Consider the following 22,655-nt stretch of genomic DNA (forward strand, 5'->3'; position numbering starts at 1 on the left):
GCTTAAACTCCTTCCATTGGAAACATCTTAATAGGTTTTATTAAATTCTCTTTGCTAGGATGTGGGCCGTAAATTGCTAACAAACGGTCTTGATAAAATAAGGCAGTTGGTTCAATAAGCCTGTCATTAAAATAATTAATGTCTAAAACTTTTCCATGTTTAATGTCTGTAAACTGTTCTGGATTTAGTTGGATTTTTGCATAGTCAGAAACTGCCGTTTCAATGGGGTGAACAGCTGTATTTAAGGAGTCTTTTTCTGCTAATTGCCTTAATTCATCTAAGCGATAACTATCCGCTTGACGATAACCCGCTGCTTGAGTTCGCACTAATTGGGACATGTGGCTAGGATATCCTAATAACTTACCGCAATCTACCGCTAAGGTTCTGACATAGGTCCCTTTACTGCACTTTACTTCAAAGGAGAAAGTTTGCCTTTTTTCACTGGTGTGATATTGTGACGGAGCTAAACGCTTGAAGTAGTCGATAGATACTTGACGTTCAGGCCTTTCTACTTCAATACCTGCTCGGGCATATTCATAGAGTCTTTTCCCTTTGACCTTGACCGCCGAGTAATAAGGAGGAATCTGCCTGATTTTGCCTGTTAATAAAGCCATAGCTTGATCAATAACTTGATCATCAACGGCTTGTTCTACTAATTTCTTTGCAATAACTTGTCCCTGGGCATCTTCCGTATCGGTGGCTTGACCTAAAGTGACTTCTCCTTGATAGATCTTTTTGCTATCCATTAGTATTTCAACTAACTTGGTTGCCTGTCCTAAACAGACAACTAAAACGCCCTCAACTTCAGGATCCAAGGTCCCACAATGGCCTACACGCTTCATTTGAAAAATCTTACGCATTTTAAATACTACATCATGACTCGTCATGCCCTTTTCTTTCCAAACAGCGACAATTCCGTTCATTCAAGCCAACCCCTTTATTAATAACAATTATGATTATACTTTAATTGGCACTTGCTTCCAAGCAAGATTCTTAATTCTACAAGAATAAAAGAGCTGTTTTACCGCCTCTCATTTAATGAGAGCAGTGAAAAAACAGCTCTTGATTTGTGAAAACTTAAGATTATTGCTCAGTCTGAACTGAGCTTGCTTCATCAAAAGATTCAGATTCATGCAATTGATTTAATAATGAATCGATTCGACTACCATAGTCTACTGATTGGTCTCTTTCAAATTTAACTTCGGGAACCTTATAAAGACTTAAACGACTTCCAAGTTCCGAGCGAACTTTACCTGTTATTGCTTTCAAACCATCACTTGTTTTTTGTCTTTCTCCGGCTTTATCACTTAAAGTAGAATAAAAAATTGTAGCATTTTGTAAGTCGCCTGTAAGCTCTACATCAGTAATAGTAACCCCTTCAACACGAGGGTCTTTAATCTCTTTTAGAAGAATATCATTAACTTCTCGCATTATTTCTTGACGAACACGTCCTATACGATATTTAACCATTTCATACTCCTTTATTTACGTTCAACTTCGACCATGCGATAGGCTTCAATAATATCATCGACTTTGATATCATTATAGCCTTCAATCATAATTCCACATTCTAATCCTTTGTTTACTTCTTTAGCATCATCTTTAAAACGTTTCAAACTGGCTAGATCTCCTTCGTAAATAACGATGTTATCACGTATCAAGCGTACCTTGCTCGTGCGTTGAATGAAGCCATCTAAAACAAATGAACCAGCGATGGTGCCTAATTTAGAAACAGAATAGGTTTCACGTACTACTGCTTGCCCTGTTACTTCCTCAACATACTCAGGGTCCAGCATTCCTTTCATAGCTGTTTCAATTTCATCAATTACATTGTAAATAATGTTATGGAGACGAATATCTACTTGCTCTTCTTCTGCTTGTTGTTTTGCTTGAGGAGTTGGTCGAACATTAAATCCTACCACAATTGCTGATGAGGCATTAGCTAAAGTAATATCAGCCTCATTAATTGCTCCTACCGCCTGATGGACAATATTAACTTTTACTCCCTCCACATCTATTTTCATCAATGAAGCAGCTAATGCTTCTACTGAACCTTGTACATCTGCTTTTAGGATTACGTTAACTGATCTTAACTCACCTTCTTGTAAGGTTTCGAAAAGATTATCCAAAGTAACTTTCTTCTTAAGGTCTCTTTGTTGTTCTTGAGCCTTCTGAGCTCTTTCTTCTCCAACTTGACGAGCTGTTTTTTCATCTTCAAAGACCACAAACTGGTCTCCTGCTTGAGGAGCATCATTCAAGCCTGTAATTTCCACCGGCATGGATGGACCAGCTGAGCGAATACGACGCCCTTGATCATTGACCATTGTTCTTACTCTACCATAGGTGTTACCCACAACAATTGGGTCCCCTATATGTAGGGTACCATGTTGAACTAATAAAGTCGCAGTGGCACCGGTAGCTTTATCTAAGCGCGCTTCAATGACTGAACCTAAAGCTAAACGGTCTGGGTTAGCTTTTAATTCTTGAACTTCTGAAACCAGAAGAATCATCTCTAATAACTCATCCAAATTAGTCCCGTATTTAGCTGAAATATTAACAAAGATATGTTCGCCACCCCAGTCCTCAGAAATAATACCATGTTCAGATAATTCGGTCATTACCTTATCTGGATTGGCTTCAGGTTTATCAATTTTGTTAATCGCTACAATTATCGGTACATCTGCAGCTTTGGCATGATTAATCGCTTCAACCGTTTGAGGCATCACGCCATCATCTGCTGCAACAACAATAATTGTAATATCAGTCACATCTGCACCACGTGCACGCATGGTTGTAAAGGCAGCATGTCCTGGCGTATCAAGAAAAGTGATTGGCTTATCATTTAAAACAATTTGATAGGCACCAATATGTTGAGTAATTCCACCAGCTTCTCCTTCAGTCACTCTCGAATGGCGGAAGGAGTCCAAGAGACTGGTTTTTCCGTGGTCAACGTGACCCATAATTGTAACAACTGGTGGACGAATGCTTTGATTATCATCAGCAGCAGCTTCTTCAAAATAATGATCTAAGTCTGAAACTTCAACAACAACTTTTTCAATAGGTTCAACGCCATATTCTAAACAGATAATTTCAATCACTTCTTTAGAAAGTGCCTGGTTTTGATTGACCATTACCCCTTGTAGCAATAGTTTTTTAATAATTTCAGTTGCATCTCGGTGGAAGCCTTTAGCAATATCTTGTACATTCATTCCTTCAGTATAGTAGAACGCTTCTGGAAGGTCTTTATGCTTACGAGCTGTTAAGCCTTTAGACTCTTTTTGATAGTTACTATTTTGCTTACCACGACGGCCACGACGGCGATCGCCACGACTTCTTTTGGATCCACCAGTGGATTTATTTGAAGAATTACTTTGATTGCTTTGATTTGCTTTTTGACCCTCTACAGCTTGTTTACTATCAGTTGATTTCTTTTGCTTAGAAGCTGCCTTTTCATTAGGATTTTTAGACTTAGTGTTAGGGTTTGTATTATGACCTTGTGCTTGAGAATCTTTTTGAGAAGAAGGCTTTTTAGAAGCTTTCGACTTGTCTTCATCCTTGCGCTGCTTGGCATCTTTGTGTTGATTGTTTTTTTGATTTGATTCTTTAGTAGCTTCCGTCTTCTTAACATCCTTTTTGGTTTGTTTACCACTAGTCTTCTTATTTTGTAAAGCTTTCTTTAATTGTTCTTGTTGTTCTTGCGTTACCGAGGACATATGGCTATTAAATTCAAAACCATTATTTTCAGCAAGCACTAAGACTTCTTTTGAAGTCATATTGTTTTGTTTAGCAAATTCATATATACGAATAGTACTCATACAAACACCTTCCTATCTTGTATTATTGATTATTCATTGTATTTTCTCCTGTCACATAAGATAAAAATTTTTCAGCCATTCCTCGATCGGTTATGCCGCAAATTGTGCGTGATTTGCCGATTGCATGGCTGATTTGATATTTTGTAAAACGATGATTAATGGCTATTTTTTTTTCACTAGCCAAACGATGGTAGCGATCACTAGTGGAATCACTGGCATCAATCGCTAAAATCAAAAGTTTAACTTTTTTGTTCTTTGTGGCTTTAGTGACTAAATCGTCACCGGAAATTAACTTAGAGGCTCTTTGAGCCAAACCTAATAAATTGAGTTGTTTTTCTTCTGGGCTCATAGTAGTTCTTTTCGCGCCTTTTGGTGGTCTAGAAAGCGATAAAGTTCTTGATAAAACTCTTTATCAATCTCCATTTCAAATGTTCGATTAAAAACTTTTTTCTTTTCCGCTTGTATGGCTAACTCTGGATCCAAGGAGATATAGGCTCCTCGTCCATTCTTTTTACCAGTTGGGTCTATTTCAATGGTACCTTCTGGGGTTCTCACAATACGGATTAAATCTTTTTTGGGATGAGATTCACCAGTAACAACACATTTGCGCATGGGAACTTTTCTTTTTTTCGCTTGGCTCATTTCCATCCTCCTTTGATGTTAATAAATTAAGTGCTTATTCTTGCTCTGATTCTTCAGTTTCTTCAAACGCTTGCTCCAGCTCTTCATCAAGTGATTCCTCTGCCGATTCACGATATTCTAAATCAGCTTCTGCTGGATCGTCATCTAACTGGCTGGAAGTCTCTTGAAGCATTTCTTCAAGATTATCTAAATCCTCTGCAAGATTTAATTCTTCTTGTCCAGTTGATTCAACTGCTTTTTGTTCAATTAAATATTCTTGATAGCTAGTCTCAGACTTAATATCAATCTTATAACCAGTTAAACGAGCTGCTAAACGAGCGTTTTGTCCTTTTTTACCGATGGCTAAGGATAACTGATAATCTGGTACCACAACAATACAAGAATGATTATCTTCATCAAACACAACATTAATCACTTCTGCTGGATTCATAGCATTTTTTATGAAGGTAGAGGGGTCTTCATCCCATTGAATGATATCCATATTCTCACCATTTAATTCATTGACAATACTTTGAACTCGAGATCCTCTCGGACCAACACAAGTTCCAACTGGATCAATATTAGAATCACGCGAAGAAACTGCAACTTTCGAACGGTCGCCCGCTTCACGAGCAATTGAGATTATTTCCACAACACCTTCGTAGATTTCCGGAACTTCTTGCTCAAATAATCTTTTAAGGAAATCAGCATGTGAGCGTGAAACAACAATCTGTGGCCCCTTACTAGTTTTATCTACCTTGACTACGTATACTTTTACCCGTTCATCCATTTGAAATTGCTCAGTTGGAATCTGTTCACTAGCCGGCATTATGGCTTCAACTTTACCTAAGTTCACATAAACATTGCGAGCATCTGAACGTTCGATGATTCCTGTTAAAATTTCATCTTGATGCACAATAAATTCATCATAAATAATATCTCTTTCAGCCTCACGTATTCTTTGCATAACGACATGTTTAGCGGTTTGAGTAGCAATTCTTCCGAAATCTTTAGGAGTCACTTCAAATTTAATCTTGTCTCCTATTTCATAGGCACGATTAATCTTCAAAGCTTCTTCTAGAGAAATTTCTAAAGTAGAATCATAATTGATATCCACAACTTCCTTAACTGAATAAACTTTAATATCGCCGGTTTCTTCGTTAAAAACAACTTCCACATTTTGTGCTTGATCATAATTTTTTTTGTAGGCCAAAATCAAAGCAGACTCTAAAGCTTCTTTAATAACTTCAGGCTTTATCCCTTTTTCTGCTTCAAGAACCTTCATGGCATTTACTAATTCTTTGCTCACACTTAACTCTCCTATCTCATCTTGCTAAAACTTAACAGCAAGTCTTGCCTTAGCGACACCCTTCTTATTAATTTCAAGTTCTTTAGTGACTGTTTTAATTGGAACCTTCAATAGATAATAATCCTCCGTCACATCTAAAAGAACGCCCTCATGTTGTTTTTCACCGTATTGAGGGGCATAGTAATCAAAGTGGACATATTCACCAATGGCTGACCGAATTTGATCTTCATTTTTCAAAGGTCTTTCAGCTCCTGGTGAGGAAACTTCTAAAAAGTAAGCTTCCGGAAAAGGATCTGGTTGCATAGTGTCTAAAACTTCAGAAATTTTTTCTGAAATTAAAGCACAATGATCTAAATCAATGCCCCCTTCCTTATCAGCATAGATACGGAGAAACCAATGCTTTCCTTCTTTTAGATATTCAATATCAATAAGTTGACAATCTAAGGATGCGATAATTGGCTCCACTAGCGGCTGAACTTTGTCTATCACAATACTCATCAATTCACCTCTTCATTTTTATTTTGGTTGAATAATAAAAGAGCGAGCGTTTCCGCCCACTCCTCCTCGAATAATTTGCTAAATAGAGTATATCATATTATCTATTCATCAACAAGTTAGAAGAGTGATAGCTGGTCTTCATCTGGTAAATCAGCTAAAACACCATTCTCTTCTAAATATTCCATAATTGTTTTTGAAACTTTACCACGTTTTTGTAAGTCTTCTTTAGAAATAAAGGCTGCTTGCTCTCTAGCTTCTACAATCGATTTAGCGGCCCCTATTCCCAAACCAGGAATTGTTCTAAAAGGAGGGATCAAACTCTCGCCATCGATAATAAATTTAGTGGCGTCTGATTTTTCCAAATTAATCATTTGGAAAGTTATCCCTCTTTCTAGCATTTCATTCGCTAGTTCTAAAACAGTTCGCAAGCTATTTTCTTTTACTGAAGCATCCATTCCCTTGGCCATAATTTCTCTTAAGCGATGTTTAACCATTTCCTTGCCTTGATGCATGGCAATGATATCAAAGTCTGATGCCCTTACCGAAAAGTAAGCCGCATAATAGAATTTAGGATAGTGAACTTTGAAGTATGCCACCCTCAGTGCCATCATGATGTATGCAGCCGCGTGAGCCTTAGGGAACATATACTTAATCTTCAGACAAGAGTCGATATACCATTCTGGAACATTATTCGCTCGCATTTCAGCTTGCCAGTCATCAGGAATCCCTCTTCCTTTACGAACATGTTCCATTATTTTAAAGGCTAAGGAATCTTCTAATCCATATTGCATCAGCGTCACCATGATATCGTCACGACAACCAATTACCTTAGCTAAGGGTACAATATTCTTTTGAATCAACTCCTCAGCATTGCCCAACCAGACATCCGTACCATGCGATAAACCAGAAATTTGTAACAACTCCGCAAAAGTTGACGGCTTGGTCTGAGTCAGCATCCCTCTGACAAAACTGGTCCCAAATTCTGGTACCCCTAAAGTACCTGTATCAGAAAAAATTTGCTCTTTTGTGACACCTAAGGCTTCAGGACCTGAGAACAAAGACATCACATCAGGATCAGAGAATGGAATATCTTGAGGATCAATACCTGAAATATCCTGTAAGAAACGTATCATGGTCGGATCATCGTGTCCTAATATATCTAATTTCAGCACATTATCATGAATAGAATGGAAGTCAAAGTGAGTCGTGCGCCATTCTGAATGAATATCTTCGGCTGGAAATTGTATAGGCGTAAAGTCATAAACATCCATATACTCAGGAATAACGATAATCCCACCTGGGTGTTGGCCGGTTGTTCGTTTCACCCCTTCAATTCCTTTAGCCAAGCGCTCTTTTTCAGCTTGAGGCACTTGGGTCATGGTATTTTCAAGATAACCCTTCACATAACCAAAGGCCGTCTTTTGTGCAACGGTGGAGATAGTCCCCGCACGAAAGACATGGTCTTCTCCAAATAAAACTTTAGTATAAGCATGAGCTTGCGGTTGATATTCCCCAGAAAAGTTAAGATCAATATCGGGTACCTTATTCCCTTTAAAACCTAAGAATGTCTCAAACGGTATATCCTGTCCGTCTCGCTTTAAATCTTTGCCACATGATGGACAGGCTTTAGGCGGTAGATCAAAACCTGATCCAACTGAGCCATCCTTAAAAAACTCGTTGTAATGACAATCCGGACAGTAATAATGTGGCACTAAAGGATTAACTTCGGTTATTCCAGTCATTGTCGCTACAAAACTAGAACCTACGGATCCCCTTGACCCAACTAGATAGCCGTCTTGGTTGGATTTTAGAACCAGCTTTTGCGAAATTAAATAAATAACAGCAAATCCATTAGAGATAATCGAATGTAATTCTTTTTCCAATCTTTTTTCAATTAATTCTGGTAAAGGATTTCCATACATTTCGTAGGCCTTGCCATAGGCCAAATCACGAATTTTTTGATCAGAGCCTTCAATATTTGGTGTGAATAGTTTTGAGTGGATCACTTCAATGTCGTCTTCGACCCAATCGGCTATTTTATTCGAATTAGTTACCACTAATTCATAAGCCAAATCTTCTCCTAAGAAAGAAAACTCTTCTAGCATCTCATTAGTCGTTCTAAAATGGAGTGGTGGGAAATGGAGGTCGCGATTAGCATTGCGTTTTAAAGACTTGAGTAATATTTCACGGTAAATCGAATCCCGTTCTTCTAGGTAGTGAACATCTCCAGTAGCCACTAGTAACTTGTTATGTTCATTGGCTAGCTTAACCATTCCTTGCATGATCTTAAATAAATCTTCACGAGATCTAATCAATGTTTCTTCAATCAGGGTGTCATAGACAGAAGGGGGTTGAATTTCTAAATAATCATAATATCCTACTAATTCACTAGCTTCTTGATAACCTTTCTGCATCAAGGTTGTAAAAACTTCTCCATTGGAGCAAGCGGAACCGACAAGTAAATTTTCTCGATACTGATTTAAGACAGACCGTGGTATTCTGGGTTCGCGATAAAAATACTCCACATTGGAAATAGAAATCAATTTAAAGAGATCTTTGAGACCTGCTTGATTTTTAGCAATTAAAGTAGCATGAAAAGGTCTTATCTGTTTATATGCATCACCTTTACCCATCTCTTTATTCAACAGATTATGGTGGGTCATTTGATATTGCTCATTGGCTTGTTCTAGTAACTTAAACAAGATATGACCCGTTGTTTCCGAGTCATAAATAGCTCGGTGGTGTTGTTCTAAAGTTACACCGTAACGCTTGGCAAGATTGTTCAATCGGTGTCCTTTTATATTAGGGTTTACCAACCTTGATAGGGCAAGTGTATCAATCACTGGTAAATTATTCATAGCTATGCCATGACGCACATAGGCTTGATTAATAAAGCCCATATCAAAGGAAGCATTATGTGCCACCAAAATGGTGTCTTGTGTAAATGCTAAAAATTTGTCTATTACTTCTTTTTCACTTGGTGCATCTTCTAGCATTGCATCGGTAATGCCTGTCAGTTCTGTTGTAAAGGATGAAAGTGGATGACCAGGATTAATAAAGGCCTCGAAAGTATCAATTACATTCCCCTTGTGCATCTTAACAGCAGCTAATTCAATCATACGATCATAGACAGAGGATAATCCGGTCGTTTCCACGTCAAAAACAACATAATTAGCTTCTGAAAGATCATGATCACTTTCATTATAAGCAATAGCTTCACCATCATTAACAATATTAGCTTCAATACCGTAAATCACTTTAATATCGTTTTCTTTACCCGCATAATAAGCTTCTGGGAAAGCTTGAGCACCAGCGTGGTCGGTAATAGCTATAGCTGAATGTCCCCATCGAGCCGCTGTTTTAATATAATCTGAAACACTATTGGTCGCATCCATTTGAGACATATTAGAATGTAAATGGAGCTCTACTCTTTTTTGACCTTCAAAGCTATCTTGACGTTTTTTAGGATTTAACTTACGAATCGAACGAGGCCTAAAATCTAGCTCACCAGAATAATTATCTGGGACCATATCCCCTTCCATTCTCAGCCAGTCTCCTACTTGAAACTGATGAATTTGCTCCTTAGTTAAGCGTCGTCCAGAAATTAATTTGACAGCCACAGAGGAAGTATAATCCGTCACTTTCATGATGGATAAAATTTCTCCCGATCGTAAATCACGGATATCATTGGCGAAGACATAACCTTCGATTACTTGTTTGTATTGATTTTCTGGCAAATCAATAATAGGAGTAGCTGTGATATTAGGGATGTCTTTTCCTACTGGCTTAATTTCACTAATATTGACTGATTGTTTCTGCTTTTCTTGTTTTTTCTCTTCATTTTCAATCGCTTCTAGTAGGTTTTGATGATCCAATTCTTCTAAACGCTGTTTAGTTGTTAAATGAGTGGCATCGCTTAAGGATTGATCAACATAGTAAATGATTTTTATTCCTTTAAAGCCTACTTGATCAAAGTGTCTTTTAATTATGTGATCGTATTTATTATCAAATGTATCTACTTGACTCTGACTCGCTAAACCTATTTCAAATAGTTTTGTACTTGCATCATAAGAAATGGAGGCATCTTGTAAACAAACTCTTAAAAAAGGTGTCTCATTCATAATAACAGTTTTTATTTTTTCCCAATAATCCTCAATTAACTGACTATTATCAGTTTCTGCCTTATCAAAGTGCCACCATATTTCGGTTTCTACTATTTGAGCAAAAGCCTGTCGCATAGTAGTTAGTAATAAGTAATAGAGGTCTGGGTGAATCCGCTGTGGGAATCTCAAATGAAAAATCCAGCGTTGGCTGTCTGCTAAAACCTCCACTTGCTCAATTTGACCTCCTGCTAATGCACTTAGAATGTCTGGATCAGTAATGTTTAGTTGCTCCAATAAAACATCGAATAAAGTTTTTTCTTTGCTCATATGAATCCTTTCTTTTTACTTGTGTCGCATTTAATTTTACAATGCATCACTTAAAAAAACCCGTAAAAGACAGGGATTTTGTTCCTAGAAAAATGCTCGCATAATGTCATTCCAAGTAACTGCAATCATCAAAATCAATACTAAAACAACCCCTACCATGGTAACTAAACCTTCTTTTTCTTGGCTGAGAGCTTTACCTCTAACTAATTCAATTAAGTTCAGGACAATTTTTCCTCCATCTAATGCCGGTATCGGTAATAAATTAACAATTCCTAGATTGGTGGATAAGGAGGCAAGAAAAGCAACCATATCGATCAAGCCTTCATTAGCAACCGTGCTAGTTGCCTGAGCCATTGCCACAGGTCCTCCTAACATATTTAAATCAAAACCACGTGAAAATAATGTGGCTAAGGCCGAAAGGACCATGATGAAAGTTCGATAGGTAGCTGTAAAACCAAAAAACAAACGATCTTTAAGCGATGTCGATTGACTGACGGTAATTCCTAACGAACCATACCCCAATTCATTCTCCTCCAATTGGAGTTCTTTTTTAATGACTTGGTCTTGTCTTTGAATTTCTAATCGTACTGTCTCTTTAGGGTATTGGGCAATTAAATCCACTAAGCCTTGCCAATCTTTGGTCTCTTCTTCATTAACTTTAGTGATTCGATCCCCAGCTTGCAAACCAGCTCCTGCAGCAGGACTGCCCTCAACCACTTGACCTATTTGATTGGTAGTGGTAGGAATTCCTGGAAGCATTAAACCGACTATCGCAAAAGCAACAATCGATAAGATAAAGTTATTAAGAGGCCCACCAAAATTAGTGAGAATCTTATGCCAAACTGGAACTGATTCATAACGCGTTGCTAAGGGGGCTACACGAATAATGGTTCCATCTTTTTCAATGATTTCTGCTTGAGGATGGACATGATAAGTTTTAAGATAATCTTCCCCTTGTTCATAAACTTCAAGAGTCATCTCATTTACCAAATCGGCCTTATCTAATCGAACAGGTAGTTCATTGATATCACTAGTCTCACTAAGGTTAATTTTAATAACCTTATTTTGTTCATTGAAAGTTAAACCTAAAGATTGTCCCGGTTGAACTTCAGCTTCTTCATTTAAACCAGCTAAACGAACATAACCTCCCATTGGTAAAGCACGAATAGTGTAGGTTGTCCCATCTTCGGCTTGTTTTGAAAAGATTTTAGGTCCCATCCCTAGTGAAAATTCTCTCACTAAGATGCCTGCTTTTTTAGCCCAATATAAGTGCCCAAACTCATGAATAATCACAATAATCGAAAAGATAATTAAGAAAACTAAAACTGTTTTTAACATCGCTTACTCCATTTCTAATTAAACACCTAAAAAGTTATTCCATACAACAAACATGATGCTGGCAAATATTGTTGAATCAAAACGATCCAATACTCCCCCATGTCCTGGAAGTAATTTGCCCGAATCTTTCACACCAAAGTCTCTCTTATAGGCGGATTCTACTAAATCACCGAACTGACCAGCTATAGAGATAAGAATGGTTAAAAAGCCAAGATATTGTGGGTTTTTTATTTCAACCGTAAAAAAGAGACTGTAAATACTAGCGACTACAAAAGCGGTTGCTACGCCACCCAAAGCTCCTTCTACTGTTTTGTTAGGACTTATTCTGGGAGCCAGCTTATTCTTCCCATACTTTCTACCTATTAAATAAGCTCCAGTATCCGTTGACCAAATCACCAAAAGAACATATAGAATAGTCGTTAAACCAAGGTCTCTAATCATTATTAAATAACGAAAGCCAAAACCTATATAAAGCGAAGCAAAAATTAAAGTGGATGCATCTACAAAATTAAAACGTTGATAATTATAAACCGTCAAAATCAACAATAACATTCCTGCTAAATAAAAAATCATCAAGGGGTCTGCTTCAGAAAAAATAGGACCAAAATATTTCTCTGGTAAGAGGACCGAGGCTAAGGCTAAAGTTGATATTAAGCCTATTTCATTTAAATAATCGATTTTTTTCATCTCAGCCATTTCGTACAAGGCTATTGCACCCAACAACATTATACAATAGCTAAACCATTTCCCACCCAAGATGACAAATGGTAGATAAATAGAGATCCCAATAATTGCTGTAATGATTCTTTGTTTCATTTTGATCCCTACTCCTTTCTAACATTTAAGAGATTTTACCGAATCTTCTCTGTCTTTCACTATAAGCTGCAATCGCTTGATCAAAGTCTTCAGTTGAAAAATCAGGCCATAAGACCTTTGTAAAATAGAATTCACTATAGGCTAATTGCCATAATAAGAAATTGCTGAGTCTTAATTCACCAGAAGTTCGAATCATCAAGTCTGGATTTGAGTATGAAGCAAGATCTTGAGTCATTAGAGACTGATCAACTAATTCTTCGGTAATTTCTTCTGGCTTTATTTCATTTTTTAAAACTGCCTGACTAATACTTTGAATGGCTTGGACTATCTCTTGACGTCCACCATAATTTAAAGCAATGTTTAAAATCAATCCACTATTATCCTGCGTTTTTTCTACTGCTCGATCTAAGATTTTCTTAGTTTCTTCAGGTAAACGATTAGCATTACCAATATAGGTAACTTTAACATTATTTTCCATTAATTGAGGCATGAAGGATTCAAAAAAGTCTTTTGGCAAAGACATTAAGTAATCCACTTCATCCTTGGGACGCGCCCAATTCTCTGTAGAAAAAGCATAAACCGTTAATACCTTGATTTTAAGTTGATGTGCACGAATAGTAATTTTTTTGATGGTCTCGACTCCCTTTTTATGCCCCATTACTCGAGGTAAAAAACGCTTTTTAGCCCAGCGACCGTTACCATCCATAATAATTGCAACATGGTTAGGGATCTTCATATTATCTAAATTCATGGTTGTTTCCTTTCAGTAGCATAAATACCTTTTAATTATAGCAGAAAGAAATTGTATATTAAAAGAAAACTAGAAGAAGTTGTTTAATCATAAAATTCTAGTCATTCATAATAAAAAATCAAGTCAAGACTTCTTGACTTGATTTTTGGTCAGTTTTTAGTTATTTCTGATTTCATCTTCTTTAACTGAAGTTAGGCGATCAATTTCCTTAGTCGCATTATCAGTTATTTGCTGAATATCCTTTTCATAACGTTTTAATTCATCTTCAGTAATTTCACTATCTTTTTCAAGTCGCTTAGCTTCATCCATTGCATCTCGACGAATATTTCTTACTGAAACTTTTGCATTTTCTTGTTCTTTACCGATTACTTTAACTAATTCTTCTCGTCTTTCTTTAGTCAATGCAGGTATCACAAGACGAATAACTTCACCGTCATTTGTAGGTGTAATTCCCACATCACTCATCATGATTGCACGCTCAATATCTTGAAGCGAACTCTTATCATAAGGTGAAATTACTAACATTCTTGCTTCAGGTGTATTAATTGAAGCTAACTGGTTTAATGCCGTAGGTGTTCCATAGTATTCAACCATGACACGGTCTAAAATACTAGCATTAGCAACTCCAGCGCGAATAGTTCCTAATTCACGTTGAAAAGCTTCAATTGATTTTTGCATTCGGCTTTCAGTATTTTTTAATATATTATCAGCAGCCATTTTCTTCCTCCTATATGATCCATAGTTATTTTATTATACCATATTTAAGCATTGTAAGAAAAGTTAGAACTAATCATGATTATTTCCAACAGTTGTTCCAATATTTTCACCAAGAATGACACGTTTAATATTCCCAGGTTCGTTTAAGTTAAAGACAACTAATGGAATGTTGTTATCCATAGACAAGGAAGAAGCCGTAGAATCCATTACTTTTAAGCCTTTAGAGATAACATCCAAGTGGGTTAAATTTTCATATTTAGTAGCTGTTTCATCCGTCTTTGGATCTGCACTGTAAACACCATCCACATTGTTTTTAGCCATCAGAATAACGTCTGCTTCAATTTCAGCCGCTCTCAAAGCAGCAGTGGTATCTGTTGTGAAATAAGGGTTACCTGTACCACCAGCGAAAATAACTACTCGACCCTTTTGAAGATGACGAATCGCACGTCTGCGAATATAAGGCTCAGCTACAGCACGCATTTCAATAGATGTTTGAACTCTTGAGGGGACATCCAGATTTTCTAATGCATCTTGCAAGGATAAAGCATTCATTACAGTTGCTAACATACCCATATAATCTGCTTGTGCCCGGTCCATTCCCATTTCAGCACCAATCGATCCACGCCAAATATTTCCGCCCCCTACAACAATAGCTATTTCAATGCCTAATTGATAAACTTCTTTAAGTTGTTGGGTAATTGAACGGACTGTCGCAGGGTCAATGCCAAATCCATTTTCACCTGCTAAAGCCTCTCCACTCAGTTTTAGAATTGCTCTTTGATATTTTGTTTTAACCATTATTCTCACCCTTCTTTTCCTTTAAAAAGACCCCAGCAAAAACTGGGGTCTCTATTAAATGTTGTAAATTACTTGCCCATTTGAGCGGCTACTTCTTCAGCAAAGTTATCTTTACGTTTTTCAATTCCTTCTCCAACTTCAAAACGTACATACTCAGTAACTTTACCCCCTTTAGCACCAACATAATCTGCAACTTTTTGATCGCCATCTTTAACGAAAGCTTGCTCGTTCAATACGATTTCGCCGTAGAACTTATTCATACGACCTTCAACAATCTTGTCGACAATCTTTTCAGGCTTGCCTTCGTTTAATGTTAGCTCGCGTTGAACAGTTTTTTCGCGTTCAATTACTTCAGCATCTACATCTTCACGATTTAGGTATTTAGGGTTGATTGCAGCAACATGCATCGCAACGTCTTTAGCTACATCTTCATCTTTAGAATCTGCAACGACAGTTAAAACACCAATCCGTCCTCCTTGGTGAGAATATTCACCGAAGACATCATTATCCCCTTTATTTAAAAGGGCAAAGCGACGGAAAGAAAGTTTTTCACCAATTACAATAGTTGATTCTGTAATTAATTCTGCGATTGTTTGTCCATTAACTTCCAAGGCATTGGCTGCTTCCATATCAGCTGGTTTACCTTCAGCAACAGCTTTTACAATATCATTAACTAATGTAATGAACTTGTCATTTTTTGAAACAAAGTCTGTTTCAGAGTTTACTTCAACTAATGCAGCAGTATTTCCATCAATATAGCTTGCAGTTAAACCTTCTGCAGCGATACGGTCTGCTTTCTTAGCAGCCTTTGCAAGTCCTTTTTCACGTAATAAGTCGACTGCTTTGTCCATATCTCCATCAACTTCAACTAAGGCTTTCTTAGCATCCATCATTCCAACACCAGTCATATCACGTAATTCTTTTACTTGTTTTGCAGTTACTTTTGCCATCTATAAAATCCTCCTTGGAAATATCATTCAATAATGTGCTACCTTAATTATTATATCAAAATTATTCAGCTTGCTAAAGCCTAATGTATGTATTTTCATAAAAAAGCTGTCTAAAGATGCTTGGCAACTTTTGACAGCTTTTCTTAATTTATTTATTCAGCTTCAGTCGCTGGAGAGCTTTCAGCTTCTTCTGATTCTGTATTTTCTTCCTTGTTGTCAAATAAGTTATCAAAGAATTGGCTATTCCCTTGCTCATCAGGGTCCACGTCAATTTGACCTTGATTTGCTTCAATTGTTGCTTCTGCCATAGAGCTTGTAATTAATTTAATGGCACGAATGGCATCATCGTTTGCTGGAATAACATAGTCAATCTCATCAGGGTCACAGTTAGTGTCCACCATCGCAACAATTGGAATATTTAATTTACGAGCCTCTTGAACCGCGATACGCTCTTTGCGTGGGTCTACGATAAAGATCACGTCAGGTATTCTTGGCATATCTTTGATACCACCTAAGAATTTTTCTAATCGATCCCACTCTTTACGTAATTCACCGACCTCTTTTTTAGGAAGCACATCGAAAGTTCCATCTACTTCCATTTGCTCTAAAGCTTTTAGACGACGAATACGTCCTTGGATGGTATCCCAGTTTGTTAATAAGCCACCTAACCAACGGTGGTTAATGTAGTACTGACCTGCTCTTTCAGCTTGTTCTTCAATTGCTTGCTGAGCTTGCTTCTTAGTTCCTACGAACAAAGCAACGCCACCATCAGCAACTGCATCTCGCATGAAATTATATGCTTCATCTACCAACTTAACCGTTTTTTGCAAGTCGATGATGTAAATACCGTTACGTTCTGTAAAGATGTAACGTTTCATTTTAGGATTCCAGCGACGTGTTTGGTGTCCAAAGTGCACACCAGCTTCTAACAATTGTTTCATTGAAATAACTGCCATATTATAAACTCCTTTTGGTTTTGTATTTTCCTCCGCTAGTTTCATTTAGCTATTAGACTCATGAGAGCACCCTAGTAACTATCCACTAACGTGTGAATTGTGCCTAAGCACTCTTATAAATATAAGCTATTCGATCAAAAAATGCAAATGAATTTTTGCTTTTAAACTGTTTTAATTCAACTTTACTTTTTTCACTCATACATTTGCTTTATAACGCTCCATTCGGCTAAACTAAGAGCTAGGAGGTGTCAGCATGTCATCATTATATACTTATTTAGAGCAATATGGTCAATTAAGCTTTCAAGAGGAACCCTTTAATGAACTAGATGCTGCGATTATCTTAGAACTAACCTACCTCCCTATCGATCGGTTTTTTACCGATTCAATGGATTTTAAAGATGGTTTAACTTTTAAGCATCTAGCTAGACTATACCAACCCTTTAACCAATATTTTCAAGAAACCGATCAAACAATGGCCAATCCTTTTAGGAGTCAACTGATTAAACAAATCGCAGACTATCGTCGGTTTAAAAATTTAAGAATTAGTGGTTTTTTAAACTCAATAGACTTTAAATTAGAAACTCAGTCAGCCTTTCTATTAGTAGATTTAGGAAACAACTTTCTTTTCGTTTCTTTTCGTGGCACCGATGACATGATAGTAGGTTGGAAGGAGGATATCATCCTCACCTACCAATCATCCATTCCGGCACAAATTATTGCGAGCCAATACCTTGAAAAAGTCATTCAAGCTCATCCGACCAGTCATTTAATATTAGGAGGACATTCTAAAGGAGGCCACTTAGCTCTCTATGCAGCTAGCCAAATGTCTCTTGAAACTATTAGTCAGATTAAAATAATTTACACTTTGGATTCACCTGGCTTTCATACCGTTAACTTGCGTCAAAATAAGATGAAACGTGTGAACCAAAAGCATATCCGTATTATTCCTGAAGATAGTATTATTGGTAACTTGCTTTTCCATGATCAAAAAGCCATTATAATTAAAAGTAAAAAGCGTGGACTGATGCAACATAATCTAGCAAATTGGAAAATTGAAGGGAAACAATTTCAACGAGCGAAACAATTAACAATCACCAGCCAAAGTATCAATCAAATCAATAAAAACTGGATCTTGCGAAACTCTCCCGCTAGACGAAAACGTATTATCTCTGCTCTAATTGACTTAATTGATGCCTGTGAAGCGCAATCGATTAACCAACTCATTAATCAGCCAACCTATTATCTTAACAAAGTTCATTACCGTTTTAGACAATTTGACCCATCCTTGCAAAAGGATTTGCGTGATTTTGCTAAACAGTATATTCAATTTTTTAGAAATTATTTAAGACAATATCATTTAATAAATCTCAATCAATCGATTATCGAAGCGCGAAAGAACTTTAAACAAATGGTAAAAGTATTTTATAATGCCTTTGGCAGCGATAAAAAAAAATCCTATTCTGATAAATAACAGAATAGGATTTTTTTATTTTCTAGACCTAGGCGGTCCTAGAATTTCTGACCATATAATGGCTTCTTTTAACTGATTGGAATGGTTGGTAGAATCCTCTCGAGAGCTTAATCGTTGAACCTGCATTGGTTGACTAAACTCAGCTAACTCTTCCCCTTCAATAATGAATTGTTCCATTTCATAGTCCATATCAGAAAAATCATTAAAATCTTGGGTAACCGTTGAAGATTTAGCGATTAAATCTCCTTTGCTAGGATGCTCTTGAAATTCATTCACAAAATCCTCGTAGTATTTAGCAATTTCTAATAATTTTTCACGGTTAGGGTGATATGCCGACAATTGAATAGCTTTATCTTTAACTGCTTGAGGACCTTGCTCAATCAATTGATTTACTTGTTTTTTTAAATCGTTAGAAAAAGATTGAATATCCTTTCGATATTTTCTTTTTAAACGATCGATTGTTTGAGAATCTACATCAATCTTTCCTTCTTGAATTTTATTAACTTCTGATTCAAATTTTTTCTCTGATTCTTCATCGGTCTCAAAGAAATTATCGAGATTGGGATACTTTTCATGATAAGTAGTTGTTTCTAATTGATCTAAACTTTGAAACATTTTATCCTTAATGGAATCAAAAGAACCATTCTGACGATTCATTTTTTTTATTTTTGAACCGAAATAGTTGATAATAAATCCCAGAATTATTATTTCAAAAAATCCCATTATAATCACTCATTTTCATTATTATGTGGCGTACCACTTTTTGCAATCGATTCACGCATTTGTGTATCTGATTGAATATTTTCTAAATCATAATAATCCTTAATACCGATACGCCCATTACGGAAGGCTTCAGCAACAGCTAGAGGAACTTGAGATTCCGCTTCAACCACCTTGGCACGCATTTTCTGAACTTCGGCAATATTTTCTTGCTCTTGAGCAACGGCTACTGCACGACGCTCTTCAGCCTTAGCTTGAGCAATCTTCTTATCTGCTTCCGCTTGATCGGTTTGTAATTTAGCTCCAATATTACGTCCGACGTCAACGTCAGCAATATCAATCGAAAGTATTTCAAAAGCAGTTCCTGAGTCTAAACCTTTTCTAAGGATTGTTTGCGAAATGGAATCGGGATTTTCCAATACAATGGAGTGGGTCGAAGCTGAACCTACAGTCGTTACAATACCTTCCCCTACACGGGCAATGATTGTTTCTTCACCCGCACCACCTACTAATCGTTCAATATTAGCACGTACAGTAACTTTAGCTTTGGCTTTAACTTCAATACCATCCATAGCTACACCTGCAATAACCGGTGTTTCAATAACCTTCGGGTTAACTGAAACTTGAACGGCTTCAAAAACATTTCGCCCTGCTAAATCAATAGCGGCAGCTTGTTCGAACTCTAAATCAATATTAGCACGCTGGGCAGCTATCAAGGCATCAACCACTTGGTTAACGTCTCCACCTGCTAAAAAATGAGCTTCTAATTGATCAGTTGTAATCGGTACACCGGCTTTGGTGGCTTTAATTAAGGGATTAACAATATAAGCAGGCTTAACTCTTCTTAAGCGCATCCCTATTAAATCACCTATTGAAACTTTAGCGCCGGAAAAATAAGCAGTTACCCATAAGCCAATTGGAACAAATCTTAAGAACACTGAAATCAAGAAAATCAGTAATAAAATAATAACTACAGTCATCACTATGGGTGACCCTTCATCCAGATAAAAATTATCCATTCATTTCGCTCCTTACATAAATTTTTTTGTCAACAACTTTGACAATTTTAATCGGTTGGTTAGCAGCTATCATCTCTTCTAGACTGTATGCTTCAAAATAATGATCATCGACTTTTATTTTACCAACCGGCCTCAAGCCTCCTACCGTTATTCCTTCTTTACCAACTAAGCTTGCAAGATAAGTATGATCCTTAGTCTCTGAATTGGAATTTGCATCTTTGTTAATTGCTTTATCCAAGATAAAATCGGGACTAAACTGCAAATTGTAACCCATCTTATTAAAAATCAAGAATAAAATGAGAACAATCGCTAAGCTAGCTAATACAATTAGAGTAACAGTCGATAAATCTTGAAACTTTAACCATATACCTAAAATAAAAGCGATTAAACCAACTGATCCTGTTAAACCTAAATCTGGTATATACACCTCAAGAATCAGCAATATGACACCAATCATAAAGATTAAATAGTGCAATATTGCTTGGCCTTCTATCCCAAAAAACATGGCAAAAAGAACAGCTGCAATGGACCATAATAACCAAGTCCAGCGCGTATATAATGATACTACTAAAGCACTAATTGCTAGAAAAAAACTTATAAGCATGAAACCACCTCCTTTAGTTAAATTATATCATGAAATTGCTTTCATTAGTAGCAAAATCATGCGAACTAAAGTCTTATAATTTCATATTTAAATAAAAACTCCTAATTAAGGGTAGGCACTGCACCCCATAAATAGGACAGAATAAAAACACCTTTGTTAGGCTGCTTGTTGGCGTTTTAATTCGATTTTGAGTGGATTTATCTCGCTAAGTTCTTCGAATCCTTTGCCATAAGTCTATTGTTTACCGCCGGCTTGATTGAAGCGCTAGGTTTGACTTTAACGATCCCAAGGCCAGCAAATTTTTACTTGAGACGTGTTCTTAATGTTTCATTCATCTATTATTTGATTATTAGTCCGGCCTTCATTTTTCATTTCAATACATTTCGATTTTGTTTCTGCAGAGTAAGCTAGGTGATTAACCCTAATCAAACACCTCCATTAAATTCATTTCACACGAATTCAACGGAGGTGTTTTTATGTTTGCCTCACTATTTGGGGGCAGTGCCTAAATCAGGGAGGGAGTTTAATAAAATTAATTAAAATCTTGATTTGACTCTTGATTATCATCAGCTACTTGCTTAAAAGAGTCGTATTTAGCAATATGTAATAACTTTTGTCTTTCTTCGTAAGAATAAGTCTCACGCTCTAGGACATCGCGCTTAATTATTTTGTAGATAGCGGAAGCTATCGGAACTCCTAGCAACATACCAGCTACTCCGTATAGTCCCCCGCCAATGGTTACAGCGAATAAAACCCACATACCTGGCAATCCTATCGATCCTCCCACAACTCGTGGATAAATGACATTTCCTTCGAATTGCTGGATGAGAATGATAAAGATAATAAACCATAATGCCTGGGGAACCGATTGCACTGAAATTAATAAGGCACCAATAGCTCCTGAAATATAAGCGCCTAGCATAGGAACCAAAGCAAAGAAACCAGTTAGAGATCCAATCATTCCAGCATAAGGAAATCTAAAGATCCACATACCTACGGTAACTAAAAAACCTAATATGATTGCTTCAATCACAGATCCTGTAAAGAAATGTTTAAAAGAGTCATTCAATGTCGTTAACACATAAAATATTCTGCGTGATACCGGCTTACTAGTATAAGTGGTAACGATTCTTAAAAATTGGTCCATTAGTTTTTCTTTCGATAACAGTAAATAGATAGAGAAAATGAAGGCCAATACTCCATTAATAATAATAGAAGTTAAAGAACCGACCGTAGAGAGGGTGGTATTTACTACTCCAGTGATAAATCGATTTCCCATATCTTGAATACTTTTAAGAATATCAGCCCAATTTATTTCAAAACGGTCTAAGAATTCCATCGATTCTGCTGGTAACATTTTCTCAAGATTGGTAAGTGCTTCTTCTATGCGTGTAATTTGAAAGGGAACAGCTGTAATAAACTCTGTAATTACATTGTAAACTTGTGGTAAGACCAAGCCTAAGACAAATAACAATACTAAAATAATTGTTATAAGAGACAAAAGAATGGCGATCGGGCGTCGGTAGGGTTTAATCCAACTTTTATCTGAGACTTTCTTTAGCAAGTCTTCATAACGCACCATTAAAATATTTAAAACATAAGCAATCGCGAGGCCCGAAAGAATCGGTAAAAAAACTTGGCCTAAACGATTAATCCATGAAAAAATCACATCATAATTAAAGATTGCTAAGACTAAACCAGCAATTAAAAAGATGTAGCGAACAACAATTTTATCTAATCTATCAATTTGTTTCAAAAGCATTCCCCTTTCTCATGCATTCTATTCTAGCATCTTTTAGTCCTTTTTACACCATTTAGAAGGTATGTTTTCACTAGTTTAAT

20 protein-coding genes are annotated in these 22,655 nt (G+C 36.7%); 1 reads left to right on the plus strand and 19 read right to left on the minus strand.

Going from position 1 to position 22,655, the window contains the following annotated elements; translation table 11 throughout:
• Positions 1-2: 2 nt before the first annotated feature.
• From truB to rpsB, 15 genes are all read right to left on the minus strand, one after another.
• Complete coding sequence (gene truB / locus ACQV18_RS06220) at positions 3-923, minus strand: tRNA pseudouridine(55) synthase TruB (RefSeq protein ID WP_428892737.1); 921 nt, start codon at positions 921-923, stop codon at positions 3-5.
• 160 nt (positions 924-1,083) lie between these two features.
• Positions 1,084-1,470 carry a 30S ribosome-binding factor RbfA gene (gene rbfA / locus ACQV18_RS06225; RefSeq protein ID WP_428873944.1) on the minus strand — a complete coding sequence of 129 codons (387 nt, stop codon included), beginning with the start codon at positions 1,468-1,470 and terminating at the stop codon, positions 1,084-1,086.
• Positions 1,471-1,481: 11 nt separating this feature from the next.
• Positions 1,482-3,815, minus strand: a complete 2,334-nt coding sequence (gene infB, locus ACQV18_RS06230) for a translation initiation factor IF-2 (protein ID WP_428876532.1) — start codon at positions 3,813-3,815, stop codon at positions 1,482-1,484.
• A 22-nt stretch (positions 3,816-3,837) separates the two neighbouring features.
• Positions 3,838-4,164 carry a L7Ae/L30e/S12e/Gadd45 family ribosomal protein gene (locus ACQV18_RS06235; RefSeq protein WP_428873942.1) on the minus strand — a complete coding sequence of 109 codons (327 nt, stop codon included), beginning with the start codon at positions 4,162-4,164 and terminating at the stop codon, positions 3,838-3,840.
• The gene (gene rnpM / locus ACQV18_RS06240; RefSeq protein WP_428873941.1) at positions 4,161-4,457 is read right to left on the minus strand and encodes an RNase P modulator RnpM; all 297 of its coding nucleotides are present in this window, start codon (positions 4,455-4,457) and stop codon (positions 4,161-4,163) included. Before rnpM ends, ACQV18_RS06235 begins: the two co-directional genes overlap by 4 nt.
• A gap of 34 nt (positions 4,458-4,491) precedes the next feature.
• Positions 4,492-5,745, minus strand: coding sequence for a transcription termination factor NusA (gene nusA, locus ACQV18_RS06245; RefSeq protein WP_428876533.1), 1,254 nt, complete (start codon positions 5,743-5,745; stop codon positions 4,492-4,494).
• A 24-nt stretch (positions 5,746-5,769) separates the two neighbouring features.
• On the minus strand, positions 5,770-6,243 hold the full coding sequence (gene rimP / locus ACQV18_RS06250) for a ribosome maturation factor RimP (RefSeq protein WP_428873939.1): 474 nt from the start codon (positions 6,241-6,243) through the stop codon (positions 5,770-5,772).
• A 116-nt stretch (positions 6,244-6,359) separates the two neighbouring features.
• Complete coding sequence (locus tag ACQV18_RS06255) at positions 6,360-10,673, minus strand: PolC-type DNA polymerase III (protein WP_428892738.1); 4,314 nt, start codon at positions 10,671-10,673, stop codon at positions 6,360-6,362.
• Between the two features lie 84 nt (positions 10,674-10,757).
• The gene (gene rseP, locus ACQV18_RS06260; protein ID WP_428873937.1) at positions 10,758-12,011 is read right to left on the minus strand and encodes an RIP metalloprotease RseP; all 1,254 of its coding nucleotides are present in this window, start codon (positions 12,009-12,011) and stop codon (positions 10,758-10,760) included.
• An 18-nt stretch (positions 12,012-12,029) separates the two neighbouring features.
• Positions 12,030-12,827, minus strand: coding sequence for a phosphatidate cytidylyltransferase (locus ACQV18_RS06265; protein WP_428873936.1), 798 nt, complete (start codon positions 12,825-12,827; stop codon positions 12,030-12,032).
• A gap of 25 nt (positions 12,828-12,852) precedes the next feature.
• Positions 12,853-13,578, minus strand: a complete 726-nt coding sequence (locus ACQV18_RS06270; RefSeq protein ID WP_428873935.1) for an isoprenyl transferase — start codon at positions 13,576-13,578, stop codon at positions 12,853-12,855.
• A 156-nt stretch (positions 13,579-13,734) separates the two neighbouring features.
• Complete coding sequence (frr, locus tag ACQV18_RS06275; protein ID WP_428873934.1) at positions 13,735-14,295, minus strand: ribosome recycling factor; 561 nt, start codon at positions 14,293-14,295, stop codon at positions 13,735-13,737.
• A 69-nt stretch (positions 14,296-14,364) separates the two neighbouring features.
• Positions 14,365-15,093, minus strand: coding sequence for a UMP kinase (gene pyrH, locus ACQV18_RS06280; RefSeq protein WP_428873933.1), 729 nt, complete (start codon positions 15,091-15,093; stop codon positions 14,365-14,367).
• 68 nt (positions 15,094-15,161) lie between these two features.
• A complete protein-coding gene (gene tsf / locus ACQV18_RS06285; protein ID WP_428873932.1) occupies positions 15,162-16,043 on the minus strand; it encodes a translation elongation factor Ts in 882 nt (293 codons plus the stop codon).
• A 152-nt stretch (positions 16,044-16,195) separates the two neighbouring features.
• A complete protein-coding gene (gene rpsB / locus ACQV18_RS06290) occupies positions 16,196-16,999 on the minus strand; it encodes a 30S ribosomal protein S2 (protein ID WP_428892739.1) in 804 nt (267 codons plus the stop codon).
• A 253-nt stretch (positions 17,000-17,252) separates the two neighbouring features.
• On the opposite strand from rpsB, the gene ACQV18_RS06295 reads away from it, so the two are divergent.
• Entirely contained in the window at positions 17,253-18,470 is a 1,218-nt protein-coding gene (locus tag ACQV18_RS06295) for an Mbeg1-like protein (RefSeq protein WP_428892740.1), read from the plus strand.
• A 15-nt stretch (positions 18,471-18,485) separates the two neighbouring features.
• Here the strand turns inward: ACQV18_RS06295 and ACQV18_RS06300 are convergent, their stop codons facing one another.
• The 4 genes from ACQV18_RS06300 to ACQV18_RS06315 all read right to left on the minus strand — a co-directional run bounded on the left by ACQV18_RS06300 (position 18,486) and on the right by ACQV18_RS06315 (position 22,569).
• Positions 18,486-19,193: a hypothetical protein gene (locus tag ACQV18_RS06300; RefSeq protein WP_428875441.1), complete on the minus strand. Its 708-nt coding sequence runs from the start codon at positions 19,191-19,193 to the stop codon at positions 18,486-18,488.
• Positions 19,194-19,198: 5 nt separating this feature from the next.
• Positions 19,199-20,170 (minus strand): flotillin-like protein FloA, encoded by a 972-nt coding sequence (floA, locus tag ACQV18_RS06305; protein WP_428873958.1) that lies wholly within the window; start codon positions 20,168-20,170, stop codon positions 19,199-19,201.
• Between the two features lie 31 nt (positions 20,171-20,201).
• Positions 20,202-20,813, minus strand: a complete 612-nt coding sequence (locus ACQV18_RS06310; protein ID WP_428892741.1) for an NfeD family protein — start codon at positions 20,811-20,813, stop codon at positions 20,202-20,204.
• Between the two features lie 532 nt (positions 20,814-21,345).
• The gene (locus ACQV18_RS06315; RefSeq protein WP_428873927.1) at positions 21,346-22,569 is read right to left on the minus strand and encodes an AI-2E family transporter; all 1,224 of its coding nucleotides are present in this window, start codon (positions 22,567-22,569) and stop codon (positions 21,346-21,348) included.
• Positions 22,570-22,655: the final 86 nt, after the last annotated feature.

It is taken from the genome of Facklamia sp. P9177 (assembly GCF_050409585.1).
GTDB lineage: Bacteria > Bacillota > Bacilli > Lactobacillales > Aerococcaceae > Facklamia.